Source organism: Lewinella sp. IMCC34183, from assembly GCF_003390915.1.
Taxonomy (GTDB): domain Bacteria; phylum Bacteroidota; class Bacteroidia; order Chitinophagales; family Saprospiraceae; genus Neolewinella.
In genome coordinates, this window is the sequence record NZ_QMEM01000003.1 from 406,935 (window position 1) to 433,381 (window position 26,447).

Here is a 26,447-nt window from a genome sequence, read left to right on the forward strand (position 1 = left end):
GAGGTTAGGCGATTATGCCTTGTAGTATTCGCTGACGACCTGCTTATCTAGTTGCCGCTCGCGCGTCGTGATGGCCTTGGTGACGAACGCCCGGGCGTCGGCGATATAGCCCGAGACGAATTCCGGGTCAGGCTCCGTGTGCTTGATGCGGAGCACGTAGCCTTTGAAGTCATCGATCTCCGGGAAGCGGTCGCCGAAGTGCTCTGGGAAATCATTCAGGATGCCAATGTGGGTGTTACACTTTACATCCTCGCTGAGGAGCAGGGCCTTTGCGGCGGTGATCATGGCGGAGTAGGCGTGGTATCCGGCGTCGGCGGGGGCGTCGCCCTGTAGGCTGCGGTCGGCGGCGACCAGCTTGTTGCTGCTGTCGTTCAGGATGGCACCGATGACGTCGAGGCTGACCCCGGCGCACTCCCCTACCCCGATCTCCTGCTTGTAATCTTCGTCCTGTCCCCAGTCGTAGAACTCTTCATCGGCGATGTCAGCGGTATCTCCCAGGGACTTCAGCAGTCCGTAGAAGTAGCGCTTGCCCTGCCGTTCGGCGTAGTCGTTGTAGTATTCGCCCTCGTGGGCATTATCGCGGTAGTCGTTGAAGAGGACGCGGACGACTTCCGGAATGCGGCGGGTCGGCACCTTGATGACCTTCTGGGCGATGAAGCCCCGCCCGTCGGGGGCAATGCCGCCACCGACGACTACCTGCATGGCGGGGGCGATCCGGTCGCCGACGCGAATGCTGGAGCCGTGAAAGCCGATGTTGGCGGCCATGTGCTGCCCGCAGGCGTTCATGCAGCCGCTGATCTTAATGCGGATATCGTCTTCGGTGACCATCTCGGGAAACTCGTCGCGCACGAGCTGCTCGAGTACCTGGGCCAGGCCGGTGGAGTTGGTGACGCCGAGGGCGCAGGTATCGGTGCCGGGGCAGGCGGTGATATCGGCCGTGGTATCGTAACCGGGCAGGCCGAGGTCCAGGGCGTAGAGTCCGTTAAAAAGGTGGGGCAGCGCGGTCGGCGGCACGTAGCGCAGCACGAGGCCCTGCTGCACGCTCAGGCGGATATCGTCGCTGGCATACCGCCGGATGACGTCCGCAAGCAGCCGCGCCTGCTCGGCTTCCAGGTTGCCCAGGGGCACCCGGACGGCCACGGCGTGGTAGCCCTCCTGCTTCTGGGCGAGCACGTTGGTCTTCAGCCACTCGGCGTAGACGGCGGGCTGCACCGGTTCTACGGGCGGGAAGGTGTCCTGGGGTACCTCCCCGAGTTGGGGGACCAGCGATTCGTCGATGGCGTACTCCTTGTGGGCGATCGCCGGCCATTCCTCGTGTACCAGCTCCATGAAGCGGTCGAAGCCGAGGTCCTTGATCAGGAATTTCATGCGGGCCTTCATGCGCTTTTCGCGCTCGCCGTAGCGGTCGAAAACCCGGATCGAGGCCTCCATGAAGGGAATGATCTGATCGGCCGGCAAAAACTCGAACGCCGTGTGGGCCACCATGGAGACCGCCCCGAGCCCCCCGCCGATGACGACCTTGAAGCCTTTCTGTCCGTCCCGCAGCCGCGGAATGAAGCCGAAGTCGTGGAAGTAGGTGAAGGCGCTGTCGCGGTCGCTGCTGGAGAAGGCCGGCTTGATCTTGCGGCCCATCTCCTGGCAGATCGGGTTGCGCAGGAAGTAGTCGAAACTGGCGTAGACGTAGGGGCTCACGTCGAAGAGCTCCTCGGGGTCCACACCGGCCAGGGGACTGGCGGTGAGGTTGCGGACCGTATTGCCGCAGGCTTCGCGGGCGGTCATGCCGGCTTCCACGAGCTCCCGCCAGATGGCGGGGCTGTCGTTAAGCTTTACGTAGTGCATCTGCACGTTCTGCCGGGTAGTGATGTGCAGCCGGCCGTTGGTGTACTTCTCGGAGATGTCGGCCAGCGCTACCAGCTGCTTGGGCGTGACGTGCCCGAAGGGGATCTTGGTGCGGAACATATGGACGCCCATCTGCCGCTGTCCGTACACGCCCCGGGTAAGGCGGTAGTGCTTGAAGCGGTCTTCGTCCTCCCGTCCACGCTGGTAGGCATAGATGCGGGCGGACAGCTCCTCAATGTCCGCGCGGTTCGCGGGATCCAGGTGGTCAAGGGCGGGGGCTTCGGTCGTATTCATACCCCAAGGTACCCGCCAGAAAGGCCTTCGTTCATATCGATTCAGGATGAAATGATCATATGAACGAATAAATTAAGGAGTCAACTAGCTAATTTACAGGCATATACAAATATATGTTATCAGCATTTCATTTATCCTTAACATATATTTATTATTTCATGTGACTGTGACGACCCGTCCTGCTTGCTGGTGCCGGCAGATTAGGGGAAAGCCGTACCGACACCCCCCCCGGGAATCTCACGGTGGAGGCAGCGGCAATTTTTCTACCGGCTTGGAAGCGAATTACCCCCTTATCTACCACAAATTGAGGGCGACACCCGGCAAAAAGTGGCGGAAAGACGATCCGGGAGAACCAGTGCGGGCGCGGGTTTTGGGTGGGTGTTCGGTTCAATTTTAACTTTTTTTAAAAAAATTTCGAACCTGCAACGAGCCGCCCGGTTACACCCCATCATTTAGCGGCAGGCCCCGGACTGCTTAGGATTGCGCGGGGCGTACCCACCCCATGGGTTACGGAGTTTGGTCCGCCGGCTTGCCTGTTAAAAAGACTTAAGGTCGCAATGCCCGTTGTGAATGTGCACCCGGTTTGCCTATCTTTGACAGCATAAGGGTTGCACCCCTTGCTTTTACAGGCTTGCACGCCTTTCGCATTTTACCGTTCTAAAGTCTATCTATCGTCTAAACGTCTACACTAACTGTCCTTAGGCATTTGCGCCCAATCCCGCTTCGGGAAATAATCCCAAACTGAAACTGTGTTAGTCATGGACGTCAAGTCACTTAACGATCAGGAACTGATCAACCTCTACCTCTCTGGCCAGGATCGTGCATTCGAAGAATTGCTCGGCCGTCACCAGCAGAAAATCTACACCTCCATCTACCTTTTCACGAAGGATCACAGCAAAGCGGAAGATATCTTCCAGGAGGTGTTCATCAAAATCATCGACACGCTCCGGCGTGGCAAGTACAACCACGAAGGCAAGTTCCTCCAGTGGGCCATGCGGATCTCGTACAACATGTGCGTCGATTCCTTCCGCCGCAACAAGCGCCGCCCCCAGGTCGGCCAGACGGAAACCTTCAACATCTTCGACGTGCTCCAGTCCCCCGAGGACAACGCCGAAGACGGCATGATCCGCAGCCAGACGCACGACAAGGTGCGCAAGCTGGTGGATGCCCTGCCGCCCGAGCAACGCGAAGTGGTCATCCTGCGCCACTACGCCGACATGAGTTTCAAGGAGATCGCCAAGCTGACCCGCGTCAGCATCAATACCGCCCTCGGCCGCATGCGCTACGCACTGATCAACATGCGTAAAATGGTCGAAGAGAAAGAGATCGTTCTGCAGTAACTCCCAGGTTACTACGCCCTACGAATTGACTACATACAGCAAGCCCCGTTACGCGATGCGTAACGGGGCTTTTTGCGTGGGCCTCGGCAGCGATCAGACGCCCTCCGCCAGCGGAATGGGGAACTGGACGAATATGTCGTCTCCCTCCCGGTCGATGGGCAGGAACTGTGCGTTGAGCCGGCCGTAGCGGCGCAGATCAAACATCAAGTGCCCTTCACTCCACAGGCTGTAGGTACGCTGGTACAGCAGTTCGTCGATGAGGGCGTCCTGTGTCACCTCCCCGTCGTAGTCAGCGAGGCCGGCAGCGTTGCGCACGACGTTGAGGGCCTCCACGGCCGTTCCCAGGTCATTGCGGTTGATGTTGGCCTCCGCGTAGATCAGCACCAGCTCCTCGTTGCGGATGATGTCGATGGGCGAAGTGGCCGATGGATAGAGGGCTGTCTCGTAGTCACCGTTCAGGTTATCCTGGCTGGTGGATTGCTGCCGCAGGCGGAACTTTTCGTCAACCCGCAGGTCACCGGCGGTGGTATCGGCGATAATGCGGGGGTGCACGATGATCTGGTCGCCGCTCTGTCCGGGCGTTTTGAACAGCGGATTGAGCAGGTCACCGGCGGCGGCACTGAAGATCATCTCCGGGCCCACCGACAGATCGCCGTCAAGGTCCAGAAAGCTCTCGTTCACGTAGGTTAGCGCCTCGTCGTAGCGCTCCCCGTGGGTAGCGATCCGCGCCGCTAGCGCGCGGTTGAATTCCTGGAAGGTCTCCGGCGTATCGAACCCTTCGAACCCGGTCGACAGGGTAAAGCCGAAGTCGGCACCCTGTAGCTGCGCGTCCGCCTCGTCCAGCAGGCCGAGCAGGGCGGAGTAGCTTTCGTCGCGCGACAGGAACGGGCCGAGGTTATTGGGATCGGCGACGTCCACGCGGATACCGTTGTCGCCGAGCAGGTCCAGCACGCGACTGAGCACCAGGGCCTTCATGGTATTGGCGAAGGCGCGGTAGCCGTCCTTCTCCGCCTCGGAGACGGAGCTGGTATTGTCAACCGCCTCGAGCAGGATATTGGCGTTCTTCACTACCCGGTAGGAGCTGTTGAAGGGGCCGGTGATGTAAAAGGTATTGTTGTCGAGTACAATATCCTCCTTGCCCAGCAGGTCCTCCGTGTTGCGGGGGTCGGCGTCGAAGATATACAGCTCCCGGGCAATGGTCCCGGAGGCAGTCACGTAGCCCGCGTAGCCGTTGCGGATTCCCGCTTCGATGGCGGTAACGAGCAGGTCCAGTTCCACCTTGGTAGCGTCGGACAGCACGCTGTTGATGCTGGGTCCGTTGGGGTCAAACTGCTCGTCGATCTCGCAGCCCGTCAGAAAGAGCAGACCGCCGGCCAGCAGCGGTAGAAATAAGGTTTTCATACTAAGTATATTTTTCGGACGTCGGGGCGGGCGCGCGGGTGCGGTGTCCCCCCGAAGCCGGTCAGTTAGGGTTGGGTTAAAAGTCAAGGCCGATCTGCAGGTAGAACTGCCGGCTGCTGGGGAAAGGAGCAACCTCCAGGTTGGTGGAGAGTCCGCTGCCGCCGTTGACCGAAGTCTCGGGGTCGTAGCTGCTGTAGTCGGTGATGGTGAAGATGTTGCGTCCCGAGACACCGACCCGCACGCCCCGAATGAAGGTATCCTCCAGGGGGAAGCGGTAGGCGATGCCCGCCTCGCGTAGTCGGAAATAGGAGCCGTCCTCGATGAAGCTGTCCAGGTTATCGTATTCCCGCGGCGTGGTCCCGCCGATATCGGTCAGGAAGCGCGTCAGGTTCAGCAGTTCGCTGCCCTGCCGCCAGTGGAAAAGGAAGTTGATGTCCAGGTTCTCGAAGAGGGTCAGGTTGTTGTTCCAGCCGAATTGGAAATCGGGTTCCGTGTTGCCAACCTGCATCGGGCCGTCGGGCGTGCTCTGCCACAGACCGGTGATCGGCGATCCCTCGTTGATGTAGAAGGTACCAAGTCCCAGACCGAAGCCGGCGCCCGGGGGAACGAAACTGGGAATGTCTTCCCCGTCGCTACCGTCCTCGATACCCAGGCGGGTGATCTCGCTGCGGTTCAGCCAGAAGTTGAAGGTGGTACGGTAATCAAAGGCGGGCGAGCGGAAGGGATTCAGGCCCAGTTGGAACTCAAAGCCCCGGTTGCGCAGGTCGAGGTCGTTGCGGATCTCGTTGCCGAAACCGGAGCTGGTCGGCAGCGACCGGTCGTAGAGCAGGTTGGTGACGTCGCGGACGTAGTAGGTCGCCGTCACGTTGACCTTATTGTCGAACAGGCCGAGATCGGTTCCCACCTCGATCTCCGAGCTGGTTTCCGGCTCCAGGCCGCTATTGCCCTGCCGTCCGTTGACGGTGAGCCCGGCGTTCCCGCCGGTACTCACGAAGGCCAGGGAGGTGAAGAGGCTACCGAAGCTGGCGCTGTTACCCGTCTGTCCGTAGGCGGCCCGCAGCTTAAGCTGGTCCAGCGGACCATCGCCCGACCAAAAGTCGAACTCGTGGAGGTTCAGGGCTACCGAAGCCCGCGGGAAGGTGTATAGCTTGTTGGGATCGCCGTTCAGCGACGATTTATCAAAGCGTAATCCACCCGTCAGGATCACCTGGTCGTTGACGTTCACTTCTTCCTGTACGACGTAGCCAAATTCCTCCACGTTGAGCAAGAACTGGTTCGTCGACTGGGCCGCCCCCTGGGAGAGGTTGGTCTGCAGGGGAATGAGCTGGGTGGTCTGGCTCAGCAGCTGGTCGGCCGACTGGTTCAGGTAGGTGATGCCGGCCTGGGTGGTAAAGTTGATACCGCTCTCGGTGTAGAAGTCGTGGACGGCGATCGCGCTGTAGTTGTAGTTGAACAGGTCGTTCTTGCCCTCTGCAAGGAAGCCCTGCTGGCGACCGCGCTGCGACTGAAAGCTTTCCGGAACGTATACGAACGTCTTGCTGAGGATGAAGTCCAGGCCACCGTTGAAAATCACGTTGAGCGACTGGTTGCCCGTCCGCAGCAGGTTCAGGTTGATGTTGATGCCCTCGAGGATGCGGTCCACGTTTTCGTCGTTGCGGGTCTGGTCACGGGTCTGTAGCGGGTTACCGGAGGCGTTGGGGTTGTCCGGGTAGTTGCCGAACTCGTCGGGGAACAGGTTGATGTAATCCCGCGTGAAGGCCAGGGTATAGCCGTAGGACAGTCCGCCCTCGTTCTCGTTACCGGTGAAGGAGCGGGCGGCCTGCGAACGGATGTAGTTGGTGTTGGACTGGACCTTGAGCCAGTCGTTGACTTGGTGGGTCAGGTTCAGGCGGGCGGTAAAGCGCTCGTAGCCGGTATTCTTGATGATGCCCGCCTCGTCGCGCCAGCTGCTGCTGACAAAGAAGTTGGTCTTCTCGTTACCCCCGCTGACCCGCAGGCGGCTGTCGGTGATGAATCCCTTCTGTCCGTAAATGATGTCCTCGTAGTCGAAGATCTCGCCCGCGGCCTGGGCGGCTACGAACTGGTCGCGCGCGTCCGCGCCGAAGGCTTCCTCGATCTGGGCGGCGTTGTAGGAGCGGCGGCCCACCTTGCGGATGATGGTATTGAAGCCGAGGTCCTGGTTAAAGGAAACCCGGGTTTCGCCGCTCACCCCCTTCTTGGTGGTGATGATGACTACGCCGGCGTTGGCGCGGGTACCGTAGATGGCCGCCGCGGAGGCGCCCTTCAGTACCTCGATGCTCTCGATATCGTCGGGGTTGATGTCCGCGATCCGGTTGGAAGCGCCCTCTTCGTTGGCGCTGTTGGCCCCGGACGCCCCGCGGGAACCGCTGGCGATCTCCACGTTCGAGATGTACACCCCGTCCACGATAAAGAGCGGCTGGTTGTTGCCGGAGAGGGATGACACGCCACGGAGCCGGAGCGCGTAGCCGCCGCCCGGTGCGCCGGAGGTCTGGGTGATGTTGACGCCCGTCAGCTTGCCGTAGAGGGCCCCGTCGACGGTCTGCTGGCTGGTCACGCCGGTAAGGTCCTCACCGCTTACTACGGAGACGGCATTGGCCAGGTTGGAGCGTTTGATAGTGGAAGCCAGACCGGTAACCACGACCTGCTCCAGATTGGCCACGTCCTCCTGCAGGACGATCTGCAGCGGAGCGATGTCGCGCTCCACGGCAACCGTCTGGGGGGCGAAGCCGGTGTAGCTCAGCCGTAACTCGGAGCGGTTGTCCGGGATCTCCAGCTCGAAGGTGCCGTCAAAGTCGGTGATGGTGCCGCTGGTCGTTCCCACTACCAGGATGGAAACGCCGACGAGCGGCTCGCCGTCGGCGTCGGTAACGGTACCCGTGACCGGATACTGGGCCAGGAGAAAGCATGGAAAGAATAGCGCCAGAACAAGAGCCCAGGCCGCCGGATAGTGATGTCGTTTCATAAATCAGGGTAGTTAGTGTAATAGCCCTTCCCGGCGCCGGCACGCAGCCACTACCGGGGAGCAACCGCTTAAATGTAGTGATTGGGAGCGATTTGGCGTACCGGACGCGTATTCCCCGGCTGACGGGCCACGCGCGGACGCCCCGGTGTATCGATACCCTTGACCGGCCGTCCTGCCGTTTACCCGACGGCACCGCACCTGCGCCCGCCGCCCCGGGCGTATTACCTTTGCCGCTTCGCGATCTCAGCTGCATGAACCCTACTACCCCGTACGACACCCCCGCCCCACCGACCCACCTGCTGGGTGTACTGCGCACGCTCTGGCGCTGGCGGCGGCCCATCCTCTTCACCACGGCCGCCGGAGCCCTGCTTTCCATCGTGATCTCCCTGCTGCTGCCCGAGTACTACACGGGCTACACCTCCTTCGTCGCGATCAGCCCGGAGCAGATCTCGATCGAGAGCACCTTTGGGACCAACGGCGGGCGGATCGCCTTTTACGGCACGGGCGACGACATCGACCGCTTGCTGAGCATCTCCGAGAGTAAGGAGGTGATCGACCACCTCGTTGACTCCTTCCACCTTTACTCGATCTACGACATCGACAGTACCACCCGCAAGGGCCCCGTGAAGGTAGCCGAAGAGTTCCGCAGCCACTACAGCGTAGAGCGTACGCCCCGCGACATCATCGAACTGACCGTCGAGGACCGGGACCCCGAGCGCGCCGCGGCCATGGCCCGCGCCGCCCGCCGGCGCATCGACGCTCTCAATCTGGCGTTGATTCGGTCCACCCACCGCCGCAACGCCGCCGGCCTGGAGCAGGAAGCGCAGGAAAGCCAGCAGCGGCTCGAAGAACTCAATACCCGCCTGACCGAACTGCGGCAGAAGAGCGGCATCTACAACACCGAAGCCCAGAGCGAGGCCCTGGCGCTGGCCGCCAGCCGGGTCGACCAGCAGTTGGCCACCTCGGAGGCCCGGCTGGTCGCATTCCGGGAGCAGAACGCCCGCGACAGCATCCGCAAAGTGACCGTGGACCTGGCCGGCCTGCGGGAAACGCGCGTGGCCCTCACGGAGCAGCTCGCGCAGCTCAACGCCAGCATCGGTACGATCGATAACCTGGAGGAGGAACGGCTGCAGGCCAACGAAACTTTGAACGAGAGCCGTACCCGCCTGAAACAGTACCAGAGTATCCTGGGGGGCGACCGGGCTACGATGGAGGTGATCGAGGAAGTCTCCGTCCCCATCGTGAAGAGCTCCCCGATCCGGTGGCTCATCGTCGTCTTATCCACGGTCGTCACCTTCATCTTTTCCGTCATTGGCGTACTGCTGCTGGACAACGGCCGGCGGTACGACTGGGGAAGCATCACGCGATGACCGCCGCCCCGCTGCGCCTGTACACCGGCTACGCGGCCACGGTGTTGCTGTGCCTCGGCGGGGCCATCGCCACGGGTCACTACTGGATCGCCGGCCTGCCCCTGCTGCTCGTAGCGGTCGGGCAGGCCGTACTGGACATCCGGCTGTTTTTCTGGCTGCTGGTGGTGGTCATCCCGCTGGGCACCGAGATCAGCCTGCCCGGCGGCGTGGGGACCGACCTGCCCACCGAGCCCATCGCCGTGGCGCTCACCGCCTGGCTTGTGCTGCACGCCGCGCGGCACTGGCCGGCCTACGACGCGCGCACTTTCCTGCATCCCGTGGCCCTGTTGCTTTACCTGCACGTGGCCTGGATCGTGGTGGCCAGCGGCTTCGGAGAACTGAAAGTGCTGAGCTTCAAGTTTACCCTGGCCAAGCTGTGGTACGTGGGGGCATTCTTCCTGGTGCCGCTGCTGTTGCTGCGTACCCCGCGGGCGGTCCGCCGCTTCGCCTACCTGTTCTTCTGGCCCCTGCTGTTCGTGGCCGTACAGACGCTGATCCGGCACGCCGGCTACGGCTTCAGTTTCGCCGATCAGTTCCGCACGCTCTCCCCCTTCATGCGCAACCACGTGGCCTACGCGGGCTGCCTGGCCACCTTCACGCCCTGGCTGGTCTACCTGATCTGGCACCGCCGGCGACAGGGACAAAGCTGGCAGTGGCTTACCTACCTGGTACTGCCGCTCTGGACGGCGGCCCTGTTCTTTTCCTATACCCGGGCCGCCTACGTCTCGCTGGCGCTGGCCGGTGGTGCCTTCCTGCTCCTGCGGTGGCGCCTGCTGCGGCCGGCGCTCGTCGTCGGGTTCGTGGCGGCCCTGGGCGTGGCGGTGTACCTCGTCTACGACCACAACTACCTCGACTACGCCCCCAACTACGACACCACGATCTCCCACCGGGAGTTCGACGACCTGCTCTCGGCGACCTACCAGCTCGAGGACATCTCCACCATGGAGCGTTTCTACCGCTGGGTAGCCGGCGGCAATATGGTGCCGTACCGTCCCCTTACGGGCTTCGGGCCGAGCAACTTCGTGGAACTCTACCCGAGCTACACCAACAATAATTTCGAAACCTACGTCAGCGACAATCCCGAGCGGAGCGGCATCCACAACTACTTCCTGATGACGCTCGTCGAGCAGGGATACCCGGGGCTCTTCTTCCTGCTGCTCTTCTTCGGGGGGATTTTCTACTTCGGGGAAGATCTTTACCGGCGGCAAACCGACCCGGACGCCCGCGCGGCCATCGCCGCGGGCCTGATGGCCGTGGTAGTGGTCACGGCCTTCAGCCTGATCAACGACCTGCTGGAGACCGACAAGGTGGGCTCGCTGTTCTTCACCTCCACGGCCATCGTCATTACCATGGGCCTTTACCGCTCCCCTACCCCGCCACGGTCCCCGTCAGGTACACTACCGCCAGGATACTGAGTGTCCCGCCCAACAAACTGGCAAACAGGTAGGTAAACGCTACTACCCCGTAGCCCTGCTGCAGCAGGTCCGTCAGCTCCAGGGCGAAGGTGGAGAAGGTGGAAAAGCCCCCGCAGAATCCGGTGATCAGCAGCAACTGGCCGGCGCGGGGAAGCTGGTCGCGCGCCACGAACGCGAGGCCCAGGCCGAGCACCGAGCAGGCCAGCAGGTTGGCCAGGAAGGTGGCCCAGGGGAAGTGGCCCTCCGCCAGTACCGCCGGAGGCAGCATGAGGGCCAGCCCGTAGCGGCAGCATGCACCGAGCCCGCCGCCCGCGAACACGAGCAGCCAGTTCACACCGTCTGGGTCTGGGGTACCGGGGCCGGAGCTGCCTGTTCCGCCTGACGGGCCGCCGCGGCGCGCTTGCGCTGCTTGATCCGGCGGGCCTTGCGGTTGAGGAGGTAGGTCAGGCCGACCGCCAGGCCGATCTCCACCAGCAAAATGGAGTGCAGGCCCAGCAGCGGGTCGAGGAGGAACGCCAGACTAATGAAGCTCAGGTTGACCAGCGCGAGAACGAACGTAGCCTGCACGTGGCTCAGGTCGGAGTCGATGAGCAGGTGGTGGATATGCCGGCGGTCCGGGCGCATCGGGTTCGTCCGCCGCAGAAGCCGCGTGATAAAGACCCGAATCGTGTCGAAGAGAGGCACGATCAGGATACCTACGGCAACGCTGATGGGGTGCTCGAAGCGGTACTTCGCCGGGATGGGCGCCGTCGAACAAACATCGATGAACTGAATGGTCATGATGCCCAGCAACATACCGATCACCAGGGCACCGGTATCGCCCATGAAGGTCTTCTGCGTCTTGGAGATGTTGTAGTACAGGAAGGCCAGCATACCCCCGGCCGCCGAGAGCGCCAGGATGCCCAAGTGGACCATACCCACCACGAAAAACCAGGTGCCGAAGCTGACCATCGCGATCACGCCCACGGTTCCGGCCAGCCCGTCGATGCCGTCGATCAGGTTGAAGGCGTTGGAGATCACCAGCAGGGTAAAGGCACTAGCCAGGATGGAGAACCAGACGGGCAGGGTACCGGACTGGTAGAACAGCTCGTACATGCTATTCAGGCGGATGTCGCCGCGGGTAACCAGGATAGCGATCGCGATAAACAAGCCGGCGGTCTTTTTCCCGGCGGACAACTCGCTGATGTCGTCCTTGGTACCGATCATGAATACGATCACCAGCGCGCTGAGGATGTACTGCAGGCCGGCCCACTGGTCCATCGGCGTCAGGAGCAGGGCACTGAACAGGATACCGAGAAAGATGGGAATGCCGCCCAGGCAGGGAGTGATGACCGCGTGGCTGCTGCGGGCCTCGGGGGTCGCCACCAGCTTCTTGTCAATAGCAATACGAATCACGCCGGGCATGATCGCAAACACAAGGGCAAAGGAAATTAAAAAGCTGAGTATAAATACGAACATAGGCGAAGAGTGGCGGAGCCTGTTTCCGATTCCAGCTAACCCAACGGCAAAAGATACACTAAGGGGTTAGCCGGCACAAAGATACGTGCACCATCTGTACTAAAGGACGGATACCCAAGAGGTTCGTGACGTGTACTCTACATTACACAAAAACAGTCCGCCGGCCGGCGCACTCCATGGTTTGGGGAGCCGCTCCTGCCGGTCGAGGGCCCGGCGCACCTCCTCCAGCGACAGCCGCCCCTCCCCCACCCGCAGGCACATGCCCACGATCAGGCGCACCATACCGCGCAGGAACCGGTTGGCCGTGACGTGGTACTGCATGCCCTCCGCGCCAAACTCCCAGCGGCTCTCCGTCAGGGTGCACTTCATGGTGAAGGCATCGCTGTTGGTCTTGCAGAAGGGCGCGAAGTCACCGTATCCGGTGATCAGCGCCGCGGCCTCCCGCATCAGGTCGTGGTCCAGTTCGCCGAGGGCCGGCACCCAGGCCACCGTATCGGGGCGGAAGGGATCCTTCCGCAGGCTCAGGTGGTAGACGTATGAGCGGCTGCGGGCGCTGAAACGGGCGTGCAGCTCTTCCGGCACCCGGTACAGGCCCCGCAGGGCGATGTCGGCGGGCAAAAACCGGTTGAGGCGTCCGAGCAGGCGGGGCGGGAAGGAACCCGCGTAGTCGAAGTGCGCCGCGTAATCACTGGCGTGTACGCCCGCGTCGGTACGCCCGCAGCCCACCAGCTTGATGGGTTCCCCGAGCACGGTCGACAGGGCCGTATCGATGGTTTCCTCGACCGACACGGCGTTGGGTTGCCGCTGCCAGCCGGCGTAGGCCGTGCCGCAGTAGGCCAGCTCGAGCAGGTAGCGTTGACCGGTCACAGCAAAGGCTTCTTTTTCGACCGCGTCACGAAGGGCGGGTTGAGGTAAAAGGGCTCGTAGGCCGCAACATCGGGGCGGCGGGGCGCGGGTGCGATGAGGTGACGGGCGGCGGCGGTGCCGGGTTCCCCGTAACTGAGGGCGTTGTCGTGCTCCAGTGCGGTTTGGATCCGGTCTTGCCCGGGGCCGCAGACCCACACCCGCCCCAGTCCGGCTCCGGCGCGAAGTTTTCCGCGCCACTGGGGATCCTTGAGGCGAATGTTGAGCACCTCGGTTTCGGGGGTGCGGGTGTCCATGGCGAACAGCTGGCCGTAGACCTCGTCGCGGCGGGAGTTGATGGTGGCCAGGATACGGTCGGCCGGACCCGCGGGGGCCGCGGTCGCGAGCGACTGCAGGGTAGGTACCACGGCCAGGCGAAGGTCCGGCAGTGCCAGGCACAAGCCCTTGGCCGTGGCTGCCCCGACCCGGAGGCTGGTGTAGCTGCCGGGGCCGTCGCTGAGGACAACCTCCCCTACGTCGGAAAGCGTAAGGCCGGCCTGCTCCAGGGCTTCGCGCACGAACAGCGTCAGCCGGCTGGCGTGCTGCTGCACCTCCGGAGCGGTTACTTCCGCAAGCAGGACACCGTCGCGCGCCACGGCAACGGAGCAGACGTCGGTGGCCGTTTCCAGGAGGAGGCGGATCATGTATCAAGCAGACTAGCGGGTGACCAAAAACATTCGTCAAAAGCGGGAATGCGGTCGTCCACCACCACCACGCCCTCCGCCTCCAGGCGTTCCTGCATGCAGGTAGGGGTGGGAAAGTGATTGCGCCCGGTGAGTTCCCCGCGGCGATTGACGACCCGGTGGGCGGGTACCGCTTCCCCCGTCGCCAGGCCCTGGTAAAGGGCCCAGCCGACCATGCGTGCACTTCCGAGGGTAAGAAAATCGGCAATGGCCCCGTAGGTGGTCACCCGGCCGGGCGGGATGAGCCGCGCCACGGCGTGCACGTCTTCGATGTAGGCGCCGCCCACCGTTATCGGTGGATTTCCCGGGCCATCCGCTTGTCCTTTTCGGAGTGGGGCATGGTACCGAAAACGTAATCCCACAGGGGATTGGACACGCCGAAGAGCACGTCGTCTTCGCTGTAGTGGTGGATGGAGTGGTTGACCCAGAGCGCACGTAGGAAGTTGCGCGGCGGGGCGTAGATGTGTACGGTGTAGTGGACAACCAGGTACAGCGCGTAGCCGACCACGAAGCCGGCCAGGTAGGAAAAGGAGTATTCACCCAGTACCAACTCGAACAGGAAGAGCAGCGAGGTAGCCAGGAAAATAGCGACCAGTGGCGGCATGGCCAGCCGGCGCTTGTCCTTCGGGTAGTCGTGGTGCATCCCGTGCATCTTGTACGTAGCCTGCTTATAAGCGTCGGAGGCCCCGTGCGGGGGGTGGTACACCCAGCGGTGTACGGCGTACTCGGTAAAGGTGAAGCCCAGTATGCCCGCCAGGAAGAGGCCCATTACGGTCAGTACGGGGATAGCGGTGTGGGTCTCCGTGTACCAGAGCAGTCCGATAGCGTACAGGAAAAAGATAACGATCGGCGTGGCGATGTGGGTCTGGGTCAACCGGTCGAGCAACTTGTTCTCGAACATCGGCGGAGAGGTGTCAGTGTTCGACTTAAACTTCTGAGTGCGGGCTTTCATGGGTATCGGTTATGTTAGTGAATACTACCCGATATTCAGACCAAGTTCAGGCGTTGCTTGATCTTGCGTCCGTACATACGCTTGTACACGCGGTACATCCGCTGCAAATGCTTGACGCTGTAGGAAGCCGGCTCTCCGTTGGGCTTGAGGTATCCCTGCTCCTGCATCCAGGCGTCGTTGAATATCTTCCCGAGGTACTTACTGCCGTGGTCGGGGAAAAGGACCACCACCGTATCGTCCGGCGTCAGTTGCTTGCGCATCGAGAACACCGCCTCCAGGGCGGCCCCGCTGCTGTACCCCAGCAGCAGGCCTTCCCGCTGCGCCAGTTCCCGGGCACGGAGGGCGGCGGCGCGGTCGCCTACCTTGATGAACTCGTCGATGAGGTCGAAGGCCACGTTGTCCGGGATAATGGTCTTGCCGAGGCCCTCCACCTTCCAGCTGAAGATCTCATTGGGGTCGAATACACCGGTCTGCCAGTACTTCTTGAGTACCGATCCGTAGGCGTCGACGCCGACCACGGTCACGTCGGGGTTTTGCTCCTTCAGGTACCGGGCCGTGCCGGACAGGGTTCCTCCGGTGCCGGCGCAGCAGACGTAGTGGGTGATCTTCCCCTCGGTGTCTTCCCAGATCTCGGGGCCGGTGCTGTGGTAGTGCGCACCGCTGTTGTCGAGGTTCCAGTTTTGCCGCAGGTAGAAGCTATTGGGGATGGTACCGGCCAGCTCCTCGGCACGGCTATAGTATGACTCGGGGTCCTCGGGCGCGGCGTCCTTCGGGCAGAGGACGATTTTGGCGCCGAGGGCCTTCAGCAGGGCCTGCTTCTCGGGCCCCGCCTTATCCGACAGGGTCAGGATACACTTGTAGCCTTTGATGGCCGCGATCATGGCGATACTGAACCCGGTGTTGCCGCTGGTCGCCTCGATGAGGGTGGCACCGGCCTGGATACGCCCCTTGCGTTCGGCCTGTTCGATCATGTACAGCGCGGCGCGGTCCTTGGCGGACTGCCCCGGGTTCATGGACTCCATCTTGCCGTAAACGGTAGCCGGAATGCGGGTGCCACAAATGCGGTCGAGACGAATCAGCGGAGTATTGCCGATGGCTTGTAGTACACTGTCGTGGCGCATAAAGGGGGGGTTAGTAAGCGGGGCAAAGGTAGTAGCTACGGCATTAACGTCGCAGCACTGGCAGTGGTTGGGTATATTGTGGGCGCTTAGGTTCTGGAAACATACGTCACCCCCTTACATGGCTAAATTTAAAGTCTCCCTGAAGGCCAGACTCATTCTCGAGGACCGCGGTCGCATTCTCCTCCTCAAACAGACCAAACCGAACGGGGGCAACTACAGCCTCGTGGGGGGCACGATCGAACGCAAGGAGTACGCCGTGGAGAGCCTGATCCGGGAAAGCTACGAGGAGGCGGGCATCGAGCTGACGCCGGCCGACCTGACCCTCGTCCACGTGCTGCACAAGCGGTACCCGAAAAAGAAGAAGGGCCACCGTATCGTGCTCTATTTCCGGGCCCACCACTACGAGGGCGAGATCGAGAGCCGCGAGCGCAAGAAGTTCGAAAACGTGGAATGGCAGCCCTACGACTCCCTGCCCCCCAACCTGACGACCACCGTACGGCACGTGCTCAAAGCCTACAGCCGGGGCCGGCTCTACTCGGAGATGGAGAAATAATCCCGCGGGCGCCCTATCTTGCGGGTGCGTTGTTGTCCCCGCCTCCGGTCCGTAGCCTACCTGTGACCGTGACTCCTACCCCCGATACCTGCCTGCGCATCCGCGACCTCGCCGCCGAGGAGCAGCCCCGCGAGAAGCTGCGCCGCCGCGGCCCCCGCTCCCTCACCGATGCCGAACTGCTGGCCATCCTGCTGCGCAACGGCGTGCGCGGCGCCTCCGCCCTCGACCTGGCGCGCCGGCTGCTGCTGGCTTGTGACCACGACCTGCACGAGCTGTCGCGCCGGCAGCTGCAGGACCTGACCCGCACGCCGGGCGTGGGGCCCGTCAAGGCCATGCAGGTGGTGGCGGCGCTCGAGCTGGGCCGCCGCCGCGAGGCCTCCCCCCACCGCGACCTTCCGCTGCTTTGCGACAGCGGCAGCTGCTACCGGTACCTGCGGCCGCTGCTGGCGGACCTCCACCACGAGGAGTTCCACCTGCTATGCCTCAACCGCGCCAACCGCCTGCTCGGCGCCCACGTCATCAGCCGCGGCGGTACGACGGGCACGGTGGCCGACGCGCGTACGATCTTCCGCACCGCGCTGCAGCACGGCAGCGTCACCTCCCTGGTGCTGGCCCACAACCACCCGAGCGGGCAGGCGCACCCCAGCGCGGCCGACGTGCGGCTCACCGCCAAGCTGGGCCGCGCCGCGCGCGACCTCGACCTCCACCTGCTGGACCACGTCATCGTGGCGGGCCCGCGCTACTACAGCTTCGCCGACCACCAATTGCTGGACGGCGAAACGGGATAAGAACAGAAAGCATATCTTCGCGCTTCCTAAATCGATCCGGCCCAATTTCTTACATTGGCCGAAGCGCTAAACCAATCCAAATGGCCTCCACCTCAGATATAAAAAACGGATTCACCTTCCGTCACAACCACGATATCTACAGCGTAGTCGAATTTCAGCACGTGAAGCCGGGCAAGGGCGCCGCCTTCGTGCGCACCAAGATCAAGAGCCTCTCCACCGGCCGCGTTCTCAGCGAAACCTTCCCCTCCGGCCACAAGGTCGAAGAGGTGCGGGTAGAGCGCCACAAGATGCAGTACCTGTACAAGGACGAGATGGGCTTCCACTTCATGAACGCCGAAAGCTACGAGCAGGCCACCATCCAGGAGGCCATGATCGACAATGCCGGCTTCATGCGCGAGGGTGATACCATCGAGGTCCTCTACAATACGGAAGACAACGTCCCGCTTACGGTGGACCTGCCGCAGTACGTGGAAATGGAGGTCACCTACACCGAGCCGGGGGTCAAGGGCGATACCGCCACCAATACCCTCAAGCCCGCCACCATCGAAACGGGAGCGGAAGTTCGCGTGCCGCTGTTCGTGAACACCGGAGACAAAATTAAGATAGATACTCGCAGTGGCTCGTACCAGAGCCGCGTGTAACCCTCAACGCCCAACGCATGACGCTTAAAGACATTCAGGAACTCATCAAACTGATCGCCAAGACCGAGGTATCGGAGTTCAAATACAAGGACGAGCAGGTTACGCTTCACATCCGGGGAAAATCCTATAACCCCGTTTCCACTCCGGGCGCCGCCGCACCCGCCGTGCCGTCGATCATCAACGTACCCACCCCGACCCTCGGTCAGGGATACGCTCCGGCGCAGCAGCCACCGGCCGCCGCTCCCGCGCCTGCCGCCGCACCTGCGCCCGCCGCCGCAGCCGCCGCGGGGGGAACAGAGGCATCGGATGAATCCACCAATACCGCCAACCTCCTCGAGGTGAAGTCTCCCATGATCGGTACGTTCTACCGTTCCTCTTCGCCCGACAAGCCGGTCTACGTCAAGGTCGGCGACCGGATCGCCAAGGGCGATACCGTCTGCATCGTCGAGGCGATGAAGCTGTTCAACGAGATCGAGTCGGAAGTAGCCGGCAAGATCGTCAAGGTGCTCGTCGAAGACGCCCAGCCGATCGAGTACGACCAGCCCCTGTTCCTGATAGACCCCTCCTGAACCCAGTATGGCTAAGAAATTTAACAAGATACTTATCGCCAACCGCGGCGAGATCGCCCTGCGGATCATCCGTACCTGCCGGGAAATGGGCATCAAAACCGTGGCCATCTACTCCACCGCCGACCGCGAGAGCCTGCACGTGCGCTTCGCCGACGAGGCCGTCTGCATCGGCCCGCCCGCCTCGGCCGACAGCTACCTCAGCATCCCCAAGATCATGGCCGCGGTGGAAATCACCAACGCCGACGCGGTGCACCCCGGCTACGGATTCCTGAGCGAGAACGCCGACTTCGCCGAGATCTGCCAGGACTACGGCATCAAGTTCATCGGCCCCTCCCCGGAGCACATCCGGAACATGGGCGACAAGATCACCGCCAAGGAAACCATGATCCGCGCCGGCGTACCCGTGGTCCCCGGCGACGGCACCCTCCTCAAGAGCGCCGAAGACGGCATCGAACGCGCCGAGAAGATGGGTTACCCCGTCATGATCAAGGCCACCGCCGGCGGCGGCGGCAAGGGCATGCGGATCGTCAAACGGAAGGAAGACTTCGTCAACGCCTGGAACAGCGCCCGCGCCGAGGCCAAGGCCAGTTTCGGCAACGACGGCATCTACATGGAGAAGTACATCGTACAGCCCCGCCACATCGAGATTCAGGTGATCGGCGACCAGTACGGTACCGTCATTCACCTGAGCGAGCGCGACTGCTCGGTGCAGCGGCGCCACCAGAAACTGCTCGAGGAATGCCCCAGCCCCTTCATGACCGACGAGCTGCGGCAGCGCATGGGCGAAGCCGCCATCAAGGCGGGGGAGGCCATCGGCTACGAAGGCGTGGGTACCGTGGAGTTCCTGGTCGACGCCGACCGCAACTTCTACTTCATGGAGATGAACACCCGCATCCAGGTCGAGCACCCGGTCACGGAGGAATCCATCGACCACGACCTGATCAAGGAGCAGATCAAGGTCGCCTACGGCGAAAAGCTCTCCGGAAAGAACTATACGCCGAAGGGCCACGTCATGGAGTGCCGCATCAACGCCGAGGACCCGTGGCGCGACTTCCGGCCCAGCCCGGGCAAGATCACCAGCTTCCACAGCTCCAAGGGGCACGGCGTACGCGTCGATACCCACGTATACGCAGGCTATACCGTGAGCCCCTACTACGATAGCATGATCGCCAAGCTGATCGTCCGCGCCCCCACGCGCGCGGAGGCCATCACGAAGATGGAGCGGGCGCTCGACGAGTTCATCGTGGAGGGCATCAAGACCACCGTCCCCTTCCACCAGTGGCTGCTGCGGCAGGAGGATTTCCGCGAGGGCAACTTCGATACCGGCTGGCTCGGCCAGCAGGAACTGCCCAAAGGATAAGCAACCACTCCCGCCATGCGCATCTCCAATCTCCTGCGGTCCGTCGAAGAGCGGGCCATCCTGCCCCGGAGAAAGGCCGGCGCCCCGCCCGGCACCATGGTCTACACCGGGGAGCGGCACATGGAGGAGGTGCTCGTGCACCTGACGGAGTACCGGGGGGAGTTCTTCGACGTGCAGACGGCCGACGACGACCTGCCCGAGGCCCACGGCGAAACCGCCACCCGCTGGTACGACGTACGGGGCCTCCACGACATCGCCCTGGTGGAGCGCCTGGGCAAGCAGCACGGCATGCACCCGCTGGCGCTGGAGGACGTGGTGGACGTGCAGCAGCGCCCCAAGATGGAGATCTTCTCCGACGGCGTACTGATCATCATCAAGGCCTTCGCCTTCGCGCCGGAAACACGCGACCTCAGTATCGAGCAGGTCGGTATATACCTCTCCCAGGACACCGTACTCACCTTCCAGGAGGACGCCGGCGACCTGTTCAAGAGCGTACGCAAGCGCCTGGAAACCTCCAGCGGCCGCATCCGCACCCGGGGACCGGATTACCTGGCCTACGCCCTGGTGGACAACGTGGTCGACAAGTACTTCACCGTCATCGACCAGATCGAGGGCGAGCTGGACAAGCTCGAGGACACGATCATGCGCTCCCCGGAAATGTCCACCAAGTCCAAGATCCACGACCTGCGGCTGGCTCTCCTGACGCTGCGTAAAAGCATCAGCCCGCTGCGAGAGCTCATGACCCGCTTCGGCGACAACGAGAGCAAGCTCATTACCGAGGATACGCAGCTGTACGTGGCCGACCTCCGGGACCACGTCATCCAGATCACCGACCTGGTGGAAACCTACCGCGACGTGACCAACGGACTGTACGACCTCTACGTCAGCGAGATCAGCTTCCGCATGAACAGCGTAATGCAGACGCTGACCATCGTCTCGACCATCTTCATCCCGCTCAGCTTCCTGGTCGGCGTGTACGGCATGAACTGGGACAACATGCCCGAGCTGCACACGCGCTACGGCTATTTCGTGCTGTGGGGCGTGATGATCTGCGTGATTCTGGGCATGCTCGGATGGTTCCGCAGCCGCCGCTGGATATAGGCCGGCCGGCGGACCTGCGGGCACCGATTCCGCGGGTCGGGACGGCAAAGCCGATTTGGCTTCGTAAATTTGCGCCCTCAACAACAAAGCGTTCGCGCCCATGAACAAGCGTACTCTCACCATTATCGCCGTTATTCTGGCCCTGCTTTTCGTCGGTACCCTCATTTGGGGCGTCACAACCAAGAGCAAGTTGGAGGCCGATTACACCGAAAAATCGGGCGAGGCCGATCAGCTGGCCGTCCTGCGCGATAACCTGATGCAGTCGGTCGACAGCCTCGATCAGGCCTTCACCCAGGTAAGCGAGGAGAACGCCCAGCTGCAGGGAGAACTGACCGACGCCCAGGAAACCGCCAAGCGTGCGCTCTACGACATGCGGCAGGCCCAGCGCAGCCGCGAGAACGACAACAACGTGGCCTACCAAATGCGCCTGCAGATCGAGGACCTCATCAACGTCCGGACCATGCTGGAAACGAGCATCACCGAACTCGAGACCGAGAACCAGACCCTGCGGGAAAGCAACGTGGCCCTGCGCCGCGACCTCTCCACGGCAAAAACCGAAGCCTACGAGGCCACCAAGGTCGCCGATAACCTCAGCCGGATGAACGAGAGTATGGAAGCTGACCTGGAACGCATGACCCTCGGCGCTTTCCGCGCCTCCGCGATGCAGGTCGACCTGCTGCGCAAGAACGGTTCCAACACGGCGAACGCCAGCCGTGCCCGCCGCATCACGGTCAGCTTTGACCTGACGGACGTACCCCGCGAGTACCTGGGCGTGCGGCCGATCTACCTCGTCCTGACCGACGAGCGCGCCACCCCCGTCATCAGCGACAACCCCGTACGGGCCAAGAGCGTCGTCAACGGCGCGGAGAAGGATATTATCGCCCTGGAGGGCCGCGACGTGAACCTCGAGCGCAACCAGCGCCTCACCTTTACGCACGAGCTTGACGACAAGCTCGCGGAGGGCTTCTACCGCGCCGAGATCTACACCGACGTCGGTATGCTCGGCTCGGCCAAGGTTCAGTTACGGTAGCAAGCGGTACTACCGTACTGCCTAACTACGGTACCGTTGGACTCCCGACCACCGTACCACAACGCCCTACCACAAGACTAAACGACTACCATGGTGTTTCTGGAATTTGAAAAACCGCTAGAAAAGCTCTACGAACAACTTGAAAAAGTGAAGGACGTAGGCGAGGATGGCGTGGTCGATATGCAATCTACCATCGAGGAGCTCGAGAGTAAGATTAAGCAGACGCGCCGCGACATCTACAGCAACCTCACCGGTTGGCAGCGGGTGCAGCTGAGCCGCCACCCCGAGCGCCCCTACACGCTTTTCTACATCGAGCAGATGTGCCGCAAGTTCGTCGAGCTCCACGGCGACCGGCACTACGGCGACGACAAAGCCATCGTGGGCGGCATCGGCAACCTCGACGGGCAGACCGTAGTCTTCATCGGCCACCAGAAGGGCGTCAACACCAAGATGCGCCAGTACCGCAACTTCGGCATGGCCAACCCCGAAGGCTACCGCAAGGCCTTGCGCCTCATGAAGTTGGCCGAGCGCTTCGGCTTCCCGGTGATCTCCCTCATCGATACCCCCGGGGCCTTCCCCGGCATCGAGGCCGAGGAGCGCGGACAGGCCGAGGCCATCGCCCGCAACCTGTTCGAGATGGCCCAGCTGCGCGTGCCCGTGGTCTGCGCCGTGATCGGCGAGGGGGCCAGCGGCGGCGCCATCGGCATCGGCCTGGGCGACCACGTTATGATGCTCGAAAATACGTGGTACTCCGTCATCTCGCCCGAGAGCTGCAGCAGCATCCTGTGGCGGTCCTGGGACTTCAAGGAGCAGGCCGCCGAGGCCCTCAAGCTCACTGCTGAGGACATGAAGGGCTTCGGGATCGTCGACGAGATCGTCAAGGAACCCCAGGGCGGCGCCCATATGGCCCCCGAGGAGATGGCCAAGACCCTTAAGCGGCAACTCAAGAAGGCCATCGCCGCCATTCAGGAAAAATCCGTCGACCAGATGGTCGATGACCGGATCGAAAAGTACGTCGCCATCGGCCGCGTCACCCAGGCCGACTAGCCCCGGCCCGCTCCCGGCCGCCGGGTGTACCTTGCGGCCCTTTACCGCCCCGAGAATCCCATGCAAGCTCCCCTCCCCCCCTTCAGCGGCACCGGCGTCGCCCTCATCACGCCCTTCCTGGCAGACAAGTCGATCGACTACCCTTCCCTGAAGCGCCTCATCGACTACGTCATCACGGGGGGCGTGGACTACCTGGTATGCCTCGGCACCACCGGTGAGGCCATCACCCTCAGCACCCAGGAATGCCGGGAGATCCTGGACTTCACCCTCCGCCACGTCGATGGGCGGGTACCCATCGTAGCGGGCTTCTTCGGCGGCAACTACACGGAGAAACTGGTCCGCTTCATCTCCGAGTACAACTTCGACGGCGTGGCCGGCATCATGTCGAGTAGCCCCGCCTACAGCAAACCCCCGCAGGAGGGCATCTACCAGCACTTCATGCGGGTGGCCGAGGCCGCCCCGCGCCCCCTCATCATCTACAACGTGCCCGGCCGCACCAGCAGCAACGTACTCCCCGAGACCGTCCTCCGCCTGGCCGAGGCCAGCGATCGCTTTGCGGCGGTGAAGGAGGCAAGCGGCGTCCTGGCCCAGGCCACCGAGATCCTCCGCCACCGCCCGGAGCACTTCGGTGTGCTGTCGGGCGACGACCCCCTGGCCCCCGCCATGATCGCTCTCGGCGGCCACGGCGGCATCAGCGTGATCGCCAATGCCCTGCCCGAACACTTCAGCCGGATGATCCGCGCCGCCCTCACCGACGACTGGCCGGAAGTACGCCGCCTCAACTTCGAGCTGCACGACATCCACCCCCTCCTGTACTGCGAGGGCAACCCCGTCGGCATCAAGGCGGCGGTGGCCGAACTCGGCCTCTGTGAAAATTACCTCCGGGTGCCGCTCGTTCCCCTGAGCGCGCCCAAACAGGCCGAACTGCGTCGGGTCCTTAGCCGGGTACCCGGCCTGGACCTGTAGAAAGGGCCGTAACTTCTCCCGTATGCGCTTCCTCCGGATCACGGGTCTCCTCTTGCTGCTCCTGCTTGCCGGGCTGGTACTGATCGTCCAGTTTTTCGGCGACCCCATCGCCCGCCGCGTGGTGGCCGCCCTCAACCAGCAGTTGCGTACCGAGATCGTCATCGAACGCTCCGACCTCAGCCTCCTCCGTTCCTTCCCCTACCTCTCCGCCGACCTGCGCGGGGTGACCGTGGCCGGCAGCGACGGCAGCCAGCTCCTGCGCAGCGACCGCCTGGCCTGCCGCCTCGACCTCAGCAGCCTCTTCGGCAAGGTGCGCATCCGCGGTATCGTCGTAGAGCACGGCGAGCTGTACCTCCTTACCGACGTCGACGGCAACCCCAACTATCTCTTCACCGCCCCCCTGGAAGCGGACGGGGACGCAGGTGCCGTGGAATTCGAAATCAGTGAAGCCCGCCTGGCCGACGTAGCCCTGCACTACGAGGACCGGCAGCTGCGCACCGAGGCGTTCCTGACGGTGACCGATGCCTCCTTCAGCGGCGATTTCGGCGCACGCGCATACACCCTGGCCACCGACGCCGACCTCTTCGTTGATTACCTTGACCAGGACGGTTACCGCTATTTGAGCGACGAGACCCTGCGCCTGCTCGGCCAGGCCACCATCGACCACGCCGCGGGCAGCTACACCCTGACGCCCCTGCGCCTCTACGCCGGGGACTTCACCGTGGAAGCCACCGGCGTACTCACGCCCACCGAGGACGGCCTGGCCACCACCCTCCACCTCAGCAGCACCAGCGGCAACCTGGAGGACGTGTTTGCCCTGCTGCCGCCCGCCTACGCCCGCACGCTGGGCGAACTCGAGACCCGCGGCGACCTGGCCCTGACCGCAGACGTGGCCGGTGCCTGGACCGCGAGGACCTACCCCCGCATCGACGGCCGGCTGACCTTCACCGACGGCCGCCTCGGCAGCCCCCGCATGAACGTCGGCGCCCGCGACCTCAACCTCGACGCCACCTTCGCCTACGTGGACGGACCGCGGGGCGGCGTACAAACCTTTGCCATCGACCAACTCACGGGTAACTTCCGCGGGGAGCCCTTCGACCTCAAGCTGCGGCTCGAGGACCTCAACGATCCGGTGATCACCTTCAGCGCCGACGGCAGCCTGCCCCTCACTACCCTGCCGGCCTTCCTGGACGGGACCACCATTACCGACGGCGACGGCCTCCTGCGCTTCGACGGCCTGACCCTCAGCGGCCGCTACGCCGACATGGTGGAGCCCCGCCGCATGGGGCGTGTGGCGTCGACCGGCCGGCTCACCTTCGAGGACGGTAGCCTCACCGTCAACGGCCGCGAGATCCGCGTGCCCGCCGGTGACCTGCTGCTGGACGACAACGCCCTTAGGGTAACCGAACTGCGGGTGGAAACCGGCGAAAGCAGCCTCGCCTTCACCGGGGAAGCCACTAACCTCGTGCCGGTCCTCTTCGCCGACAGCCTGAATAGCCGCGATGCCACCCTGAACTTCACGGCAACCCTCACGGGCGACCGCCTCGACGTCGCGGAGTGGCTGGCACTGAGCGACCCCAGTGAGAAAGACCTCGAAACCGCCGCCGGCGACTCCACCTCCCTCGACAGCCTCGGGCGGCGGGCGCGGGAGCAGCGGGCCCGGGTGACCGAATTGCTCAACGGCACCTTTGAGGCCGACATCGATAACTGGACCTGGGACAAGCTGGAGGGGGAATCCTTCCGCGGGCAACTCGTTTTTACCCCCGGCCGGCTGGCGGTGCGGGGCAGCAGCCGCGCGATGGAGGGCGAGTTCCGGGTGGACGCCATCACCGATTTCGGGCGGCTCACCCGCACCGAGGCCCGCATCACGGCTACGGACGTGGATGCCTACCAGTTCTTCTACCAGAACGACAACTTTACCCAGGATTTCCTTACCGCGGACAATCTCACGGGCCGGCTCAACGCCCGGATGATCCTGTACCTCTACTACGACGAGGAAGGTAACCTGGATTACGACCGCCTGCAGGCCCTCGCCGGCCTGGAGATCCTGGACGGAGAGCTGCACGACTTCGCCCTGCTGGAAAACTTCGCTTTCGCCCTTAAGGCGGGCGACCTGGAACGCGTCCGCTTTACCCGCCTGGCCAACTACATCGAGATCACGGACGGTACGGTCTACCTGCCGGCCATGCTCGTGCAGAGCAGCGCCATCAACCTCACCCTCAGCGGGAGCCACACCTTCGATCAGTACCTGGAGTACTACATCAAGGTAAATGCGGGGCAGGTGATCGCCAACAAGATCAGCCGCCACGACGACAACCTGGAGGTGCTGCCCGCCCGCAACGGATTGTTCAACCTGTACTATACCATCGTCGGCCCGCTGGAGACCTACCGGGTAGAGACCGACAAACAGGCCGTGAAGAACGACTTCCGGCGTAGCACCTACCGCAGCGAACGCATCCGCCAGACCCTGGAAGAGCGCTTCCGCACCCCGATCGAGTTGTTGCCCCGGGTGGACGACGGGGACCTGACGGAATAGGTCATAACACCCGGCCTCCCCGCCGCGTTATGTGCCTGTCTATGAACAACTGAATCCT

General features: G+C 63.0%; 23 protein-coding genes. 13 read left to right on the plus strand and 10 right to left on the minus strand.

Annotated elements, in window-relative coordinates:
- Window positions 1–12: 12 nt before the first annotated feature.
- A complete protein-coding gene (locus DQG19_RS09295) occupies window positions 13–2,133 on the minus strand; it encodes a nitrite/sulfite reductase (RefSeq protein ID WP_116125979.1) in 2,121 nt (706 codons plus the stop codon).
- A gap of 758 nt (window positions 2,134–2,891) precedes the next feature.
- Between DQG19_RS09295 and DQG19_RS09300 the strand changes: the two genes are divergently transcribed.
- Complete coding sequence (locus DQG19_RS09300) at window positions 2,892–3,473, plus strand: RNA polymerase sigma factor (protein ID WP_116125980.1); 582 nt, start codon at window positions 2,892–2,894, stop codon at window positions 3,471–3,473.
- A gap of 93 nt (window positions 3,474–3,566) precedes the next feature.
- Here the strand turns inward: DQG19_RS09300 and DQG19_RS09305 are convergent, their stop codons facing one another.
- Window positions 3,567–4,874 carry a RagB/SusD family nutrient uptake outer membrane protein gene (locus DQG19_RS09305; RefSeq protein ID WP_116125981.1) on the minus strand — a complete coding sequence of 436 codons (1,308 nt, stop codon included), beginning with the start codon at window positions 4,872–4,874 and terminating at the stop codon, window positions 3,567–3,569.
- A 76-nt stretch (window positions 4,875–4,950) separates the two neighbouring features.
- Entirely contained in the window at window positions 4,951–7,857 is a 2,907-nt protein-coding gene (locus DQG19_RS09310; RefSeq protein ID WP_116125982.1) for a SusC/RagA family TonB-linked outer membrane protein, read from the minus strand.
- 251 nt (window positions 7,858–8,108) lie between these two features.
- Between DQG19_RS09310 and DQG19_RS09315 the strand changes: the two genes are divergently transcribed.
- A complete protein-coding gene (locus DQG19_RS09315) occupies window positions 8,109–9,227 on the plus strand; it encodes a hypothetical protein (protein WP_116125983.1) in 1,119 nt (372 codons plus the stop codon).
- Window positions 9,224–10,681, plus strand: a complete 1,458-nt coding sequence (locus tag DQG19_RS09320) for an O-antigen ligase family protein (RefSeq protein ID WP_116125984.1) — start codon at window positions 9,224–9,226, stop codon at window positions 10,679–10,681. Before DQG19_RS09315 ends, DQG19_RS09320 begins: the two co-directional genes overlap by 4 nt.
- Here the strand turns inward: DQG19_RS09320 and DQG19_RS09325 are convergent.
- The 7 genes from DQG19_RS09325 to DQG19_RS09355 all read right to left on the minus strand — a co-directional run bounded on the left by DQG19_RS09325 (window position 10,635) and on the right by DQG19_RS09355 (window position 15,798).
- Window positions 10,635–11,015: a fluoride efflux transporter FluC gene (locus DQG19_RS09325; protein WP_116125985.1), complete on the minus strand. Its 381-nt coding sequence runs from the start codon at window positions 11,013–11,015 to the stop codon at window positions 10,635–10,637. The genes DQG19_RS09320 and DQG19_RS09325 overlap by 47 nt on opposite strands.
- The gene (locus DQG19_RS09330) at window positions 11,012–12,139 is read right to left on the minus strand and encodes a glycosyltransferase family 4 protein (protein ID WP_116125986.1); all 1,128 of its coding nucleotides are present in this window, start codon (window positions 12,137–12,139) and stop codon (window positions 11,012–11,014) included. The genes DQG19_RS09325 and DQG19_RS09330 overlap by 4 nt, the downstream gene beginning before the upstream one ends.
- 99 nt (window positions 12,140–12,238) lie before the next feature.
- Window positions 12,239–13,006, minus strand: a complete 768-nt coding sequence (gene truA, locus DQG19_RS09335) for a tRNA pseudouridine(38-40) synthase TruA (RefSeq protein ID WP_116125987.1) — start codon at window positions 13,004–13,006, stop codon at window positions 12,239–12,241.
- Window positions 13,003–13,686 carry a tRNA (adenosine(37)-N6)-threonylcarbamoyltransferase complex dimerization subunit type 1 TsaB gene (tsaB, locus tag DQG19_RS09340; protein ID WP_116125988.1) on the minus strand — a complete coding sequence of 228 codons (684 nt, stop codon included), beginning with the start codon at window positions 13,684–13,686 and terminating at the stop codon, window positions 13,003–13,005. Before tsaB ends, truA begins: the two co-directional genes overlap by 4 nt.
- Complete coding sequence (locus tag DQG19_RS09345) at window positions 13,683–14,012, minus strand: MGMT family protein (protein ID WP_116125989.1); 330 nt, start codon at window positions 14,010–14,012, stop codon at window positions 13,683–13,685. The genes tsaB and DQG19_RS09345 overlap by 4 nt, the downstream gene beginning before the upstream one ends.
- A 2-nt stretch (window positions 14,013–14,014) precedes the next feature.
- Window positions 14,015–14,677 carry a sterol desaturase family protein gene (locus DQG19_RS09350; RefSeq protein ID WP_116125990.1) on the minus strand — a complete coding sequence of 221 codons (663 nt, stop codon included), beginning with the start codon at window positions 14,675–14,677 and terminating at the stop codon, window positions 14,015–14,017.
- Between the two features lie 35 nt (window positions 14,678–14,712).
- Window positions 14,713–15,798: a PLP-dependent cysteine synthase family protein gene (locus tag DQG19_RS09355; RefSeq protein ID WP_116125991.1), complete on the minus strand. Its 1,086-nt coding sequence runs from the start codon at window positions 15,796–15,798 to the stop codon at window positions 14,713–14,715.
- Window positions 15,799–15,916: 118 nt separating this feature from the next.
- Here DQG19_RS09355 and DQG19_RS09360 point away from each other — a divergent pair, with 118 nt between their 5' ends.
- From DQG19_RS09360 to DQG19_RS09405, 10 genes are all read left to right on the plus strand, one after another.
- Window positions 15,917–16,351, plus strand: a complete 435-nt coding sequence (locus DQG19_RS09360) for an NUDIX domain-containing protein (RefSeq protein WP_116125992.1) — start codon at window positions 15,917–15,919, stop codon at window positions 16,349–16,351.
- Between the two features lie 68 nt (window positions 16,352–16,419).
- Window positions 16,420–17,139, plus strand: coding sequence for a RadC family protein (radC, locus tag DQG19_RS09365; RefSeq protein ID WP_232826471.1), 720 nt, complete (start codon window positions 16,420–16,422; stop codon window positions 17,137–17,139).
- A gap of 80 nt (window positions 17,140–17,219) precedes the next feature.
- A complete protein-coding gene (gene efp, locus DQG19_RS09370; RefSeq protein ID WP_116125994.1) occupies window positions 17,220–17,780 on the plus strand; it encodes an elongation factor P in 561 nt (186 codons plus the stop codon).
- A gap of 17 nt (window positions 17,781–17,797) precedes the next feature.
- Entirely contained in the window at window positions 17,798–18,349 is a 552-nt protein-coding gene (accB, locus tag DQG19_RS09375; RefSeq protein WP_116125995.1) for an acetyl-CoA carboxylase biotin carboxyl carrier protein, read from the plus strand.
- A gap of 7 nt (window positions 18,350–18,356) precedes the next feature.
- Window positions 18,357–19,709 (plus strand): acetyl-CoA carboxylase biotin carboxylase subunit, encoded by a 1,353-nt coding sequence (accC, locus tag DQG19_RS09380; protein ID WP_116125996.1) that lies wholly within the window; start codon window positions 18,357–18,359, stop codon window positions 19,707–19,709.
- A gap of 15 nt (window positions 19,710–19,724) precedes the next feature.
- The gene (gene corA / locus DQG19_RS09385) at window positions 19,725–20,810 is read left to right on the plus strand and encodes a magnesium/cobalt transporter CorA (RefSeq protein ID WP_116125997.1); all 1,086 of its coding nucleotides are present in this window, start codon (window positions 19,725–19,727) and stop codon (window positions 20,808–20,810) included.
- 100 nt (window positions 20,811–20,910) lie between these two features.
- The gene (locus DQG19_RS09390; RefSeq protein WP_116125998.1) at window positions 20,911–21,840 is read left to right on the plus strand and encodes a hypothetical protein; all 930 of its coding nucleotides are present in this window, start codon (window positions 20,911–20,913) and stop codon (window positions 21,838–21,840) included.
- A gap of 90 nt (window positions 21,841–21,930) precedes the next feature.
- The gene (locus tag DQG19_RS09395) at window positions 21,931–22,887 is read left to right on the plus strand and encodes an acetyl-CoA carboxylase carboxyltransferase subunit alpha (protein ID WP_116125999.1); all 957 of its coding nucleotides are present in this window, start codon (window positions 21,931–21,933) and stop codon (window positions 22,885–22,887) included.
- Window positions 22,888–22,947: 60 nt separating this feature from the next.
- Window positions 22,948–23,853, plus strand: a complete 906-nt coding sequence (gene dapA, locus DQG19_RS09400) for a 4-hydroxy-tetrahydrodipicolinate synthase (protein ID WP_116126000.1) — start codon at window positions 22,948–22,950, stop codon at window positions 23,851–23,853.
- Between the two features lie 22 nt (window positions 23,854–23,875).
- Window positions 23,876–26,389, plus strand: coding sequence for an AsmA-like C-terminal region-containing protein (locus DQG19_RS09405; protein WP_116126001.1), 2,514 nt, complete (start codon window positions 23,876–23,878; stop codon window positions 26,387–26,389).
- Window positions 26,390–26,447: the final 58 nt, after the last annotated feature.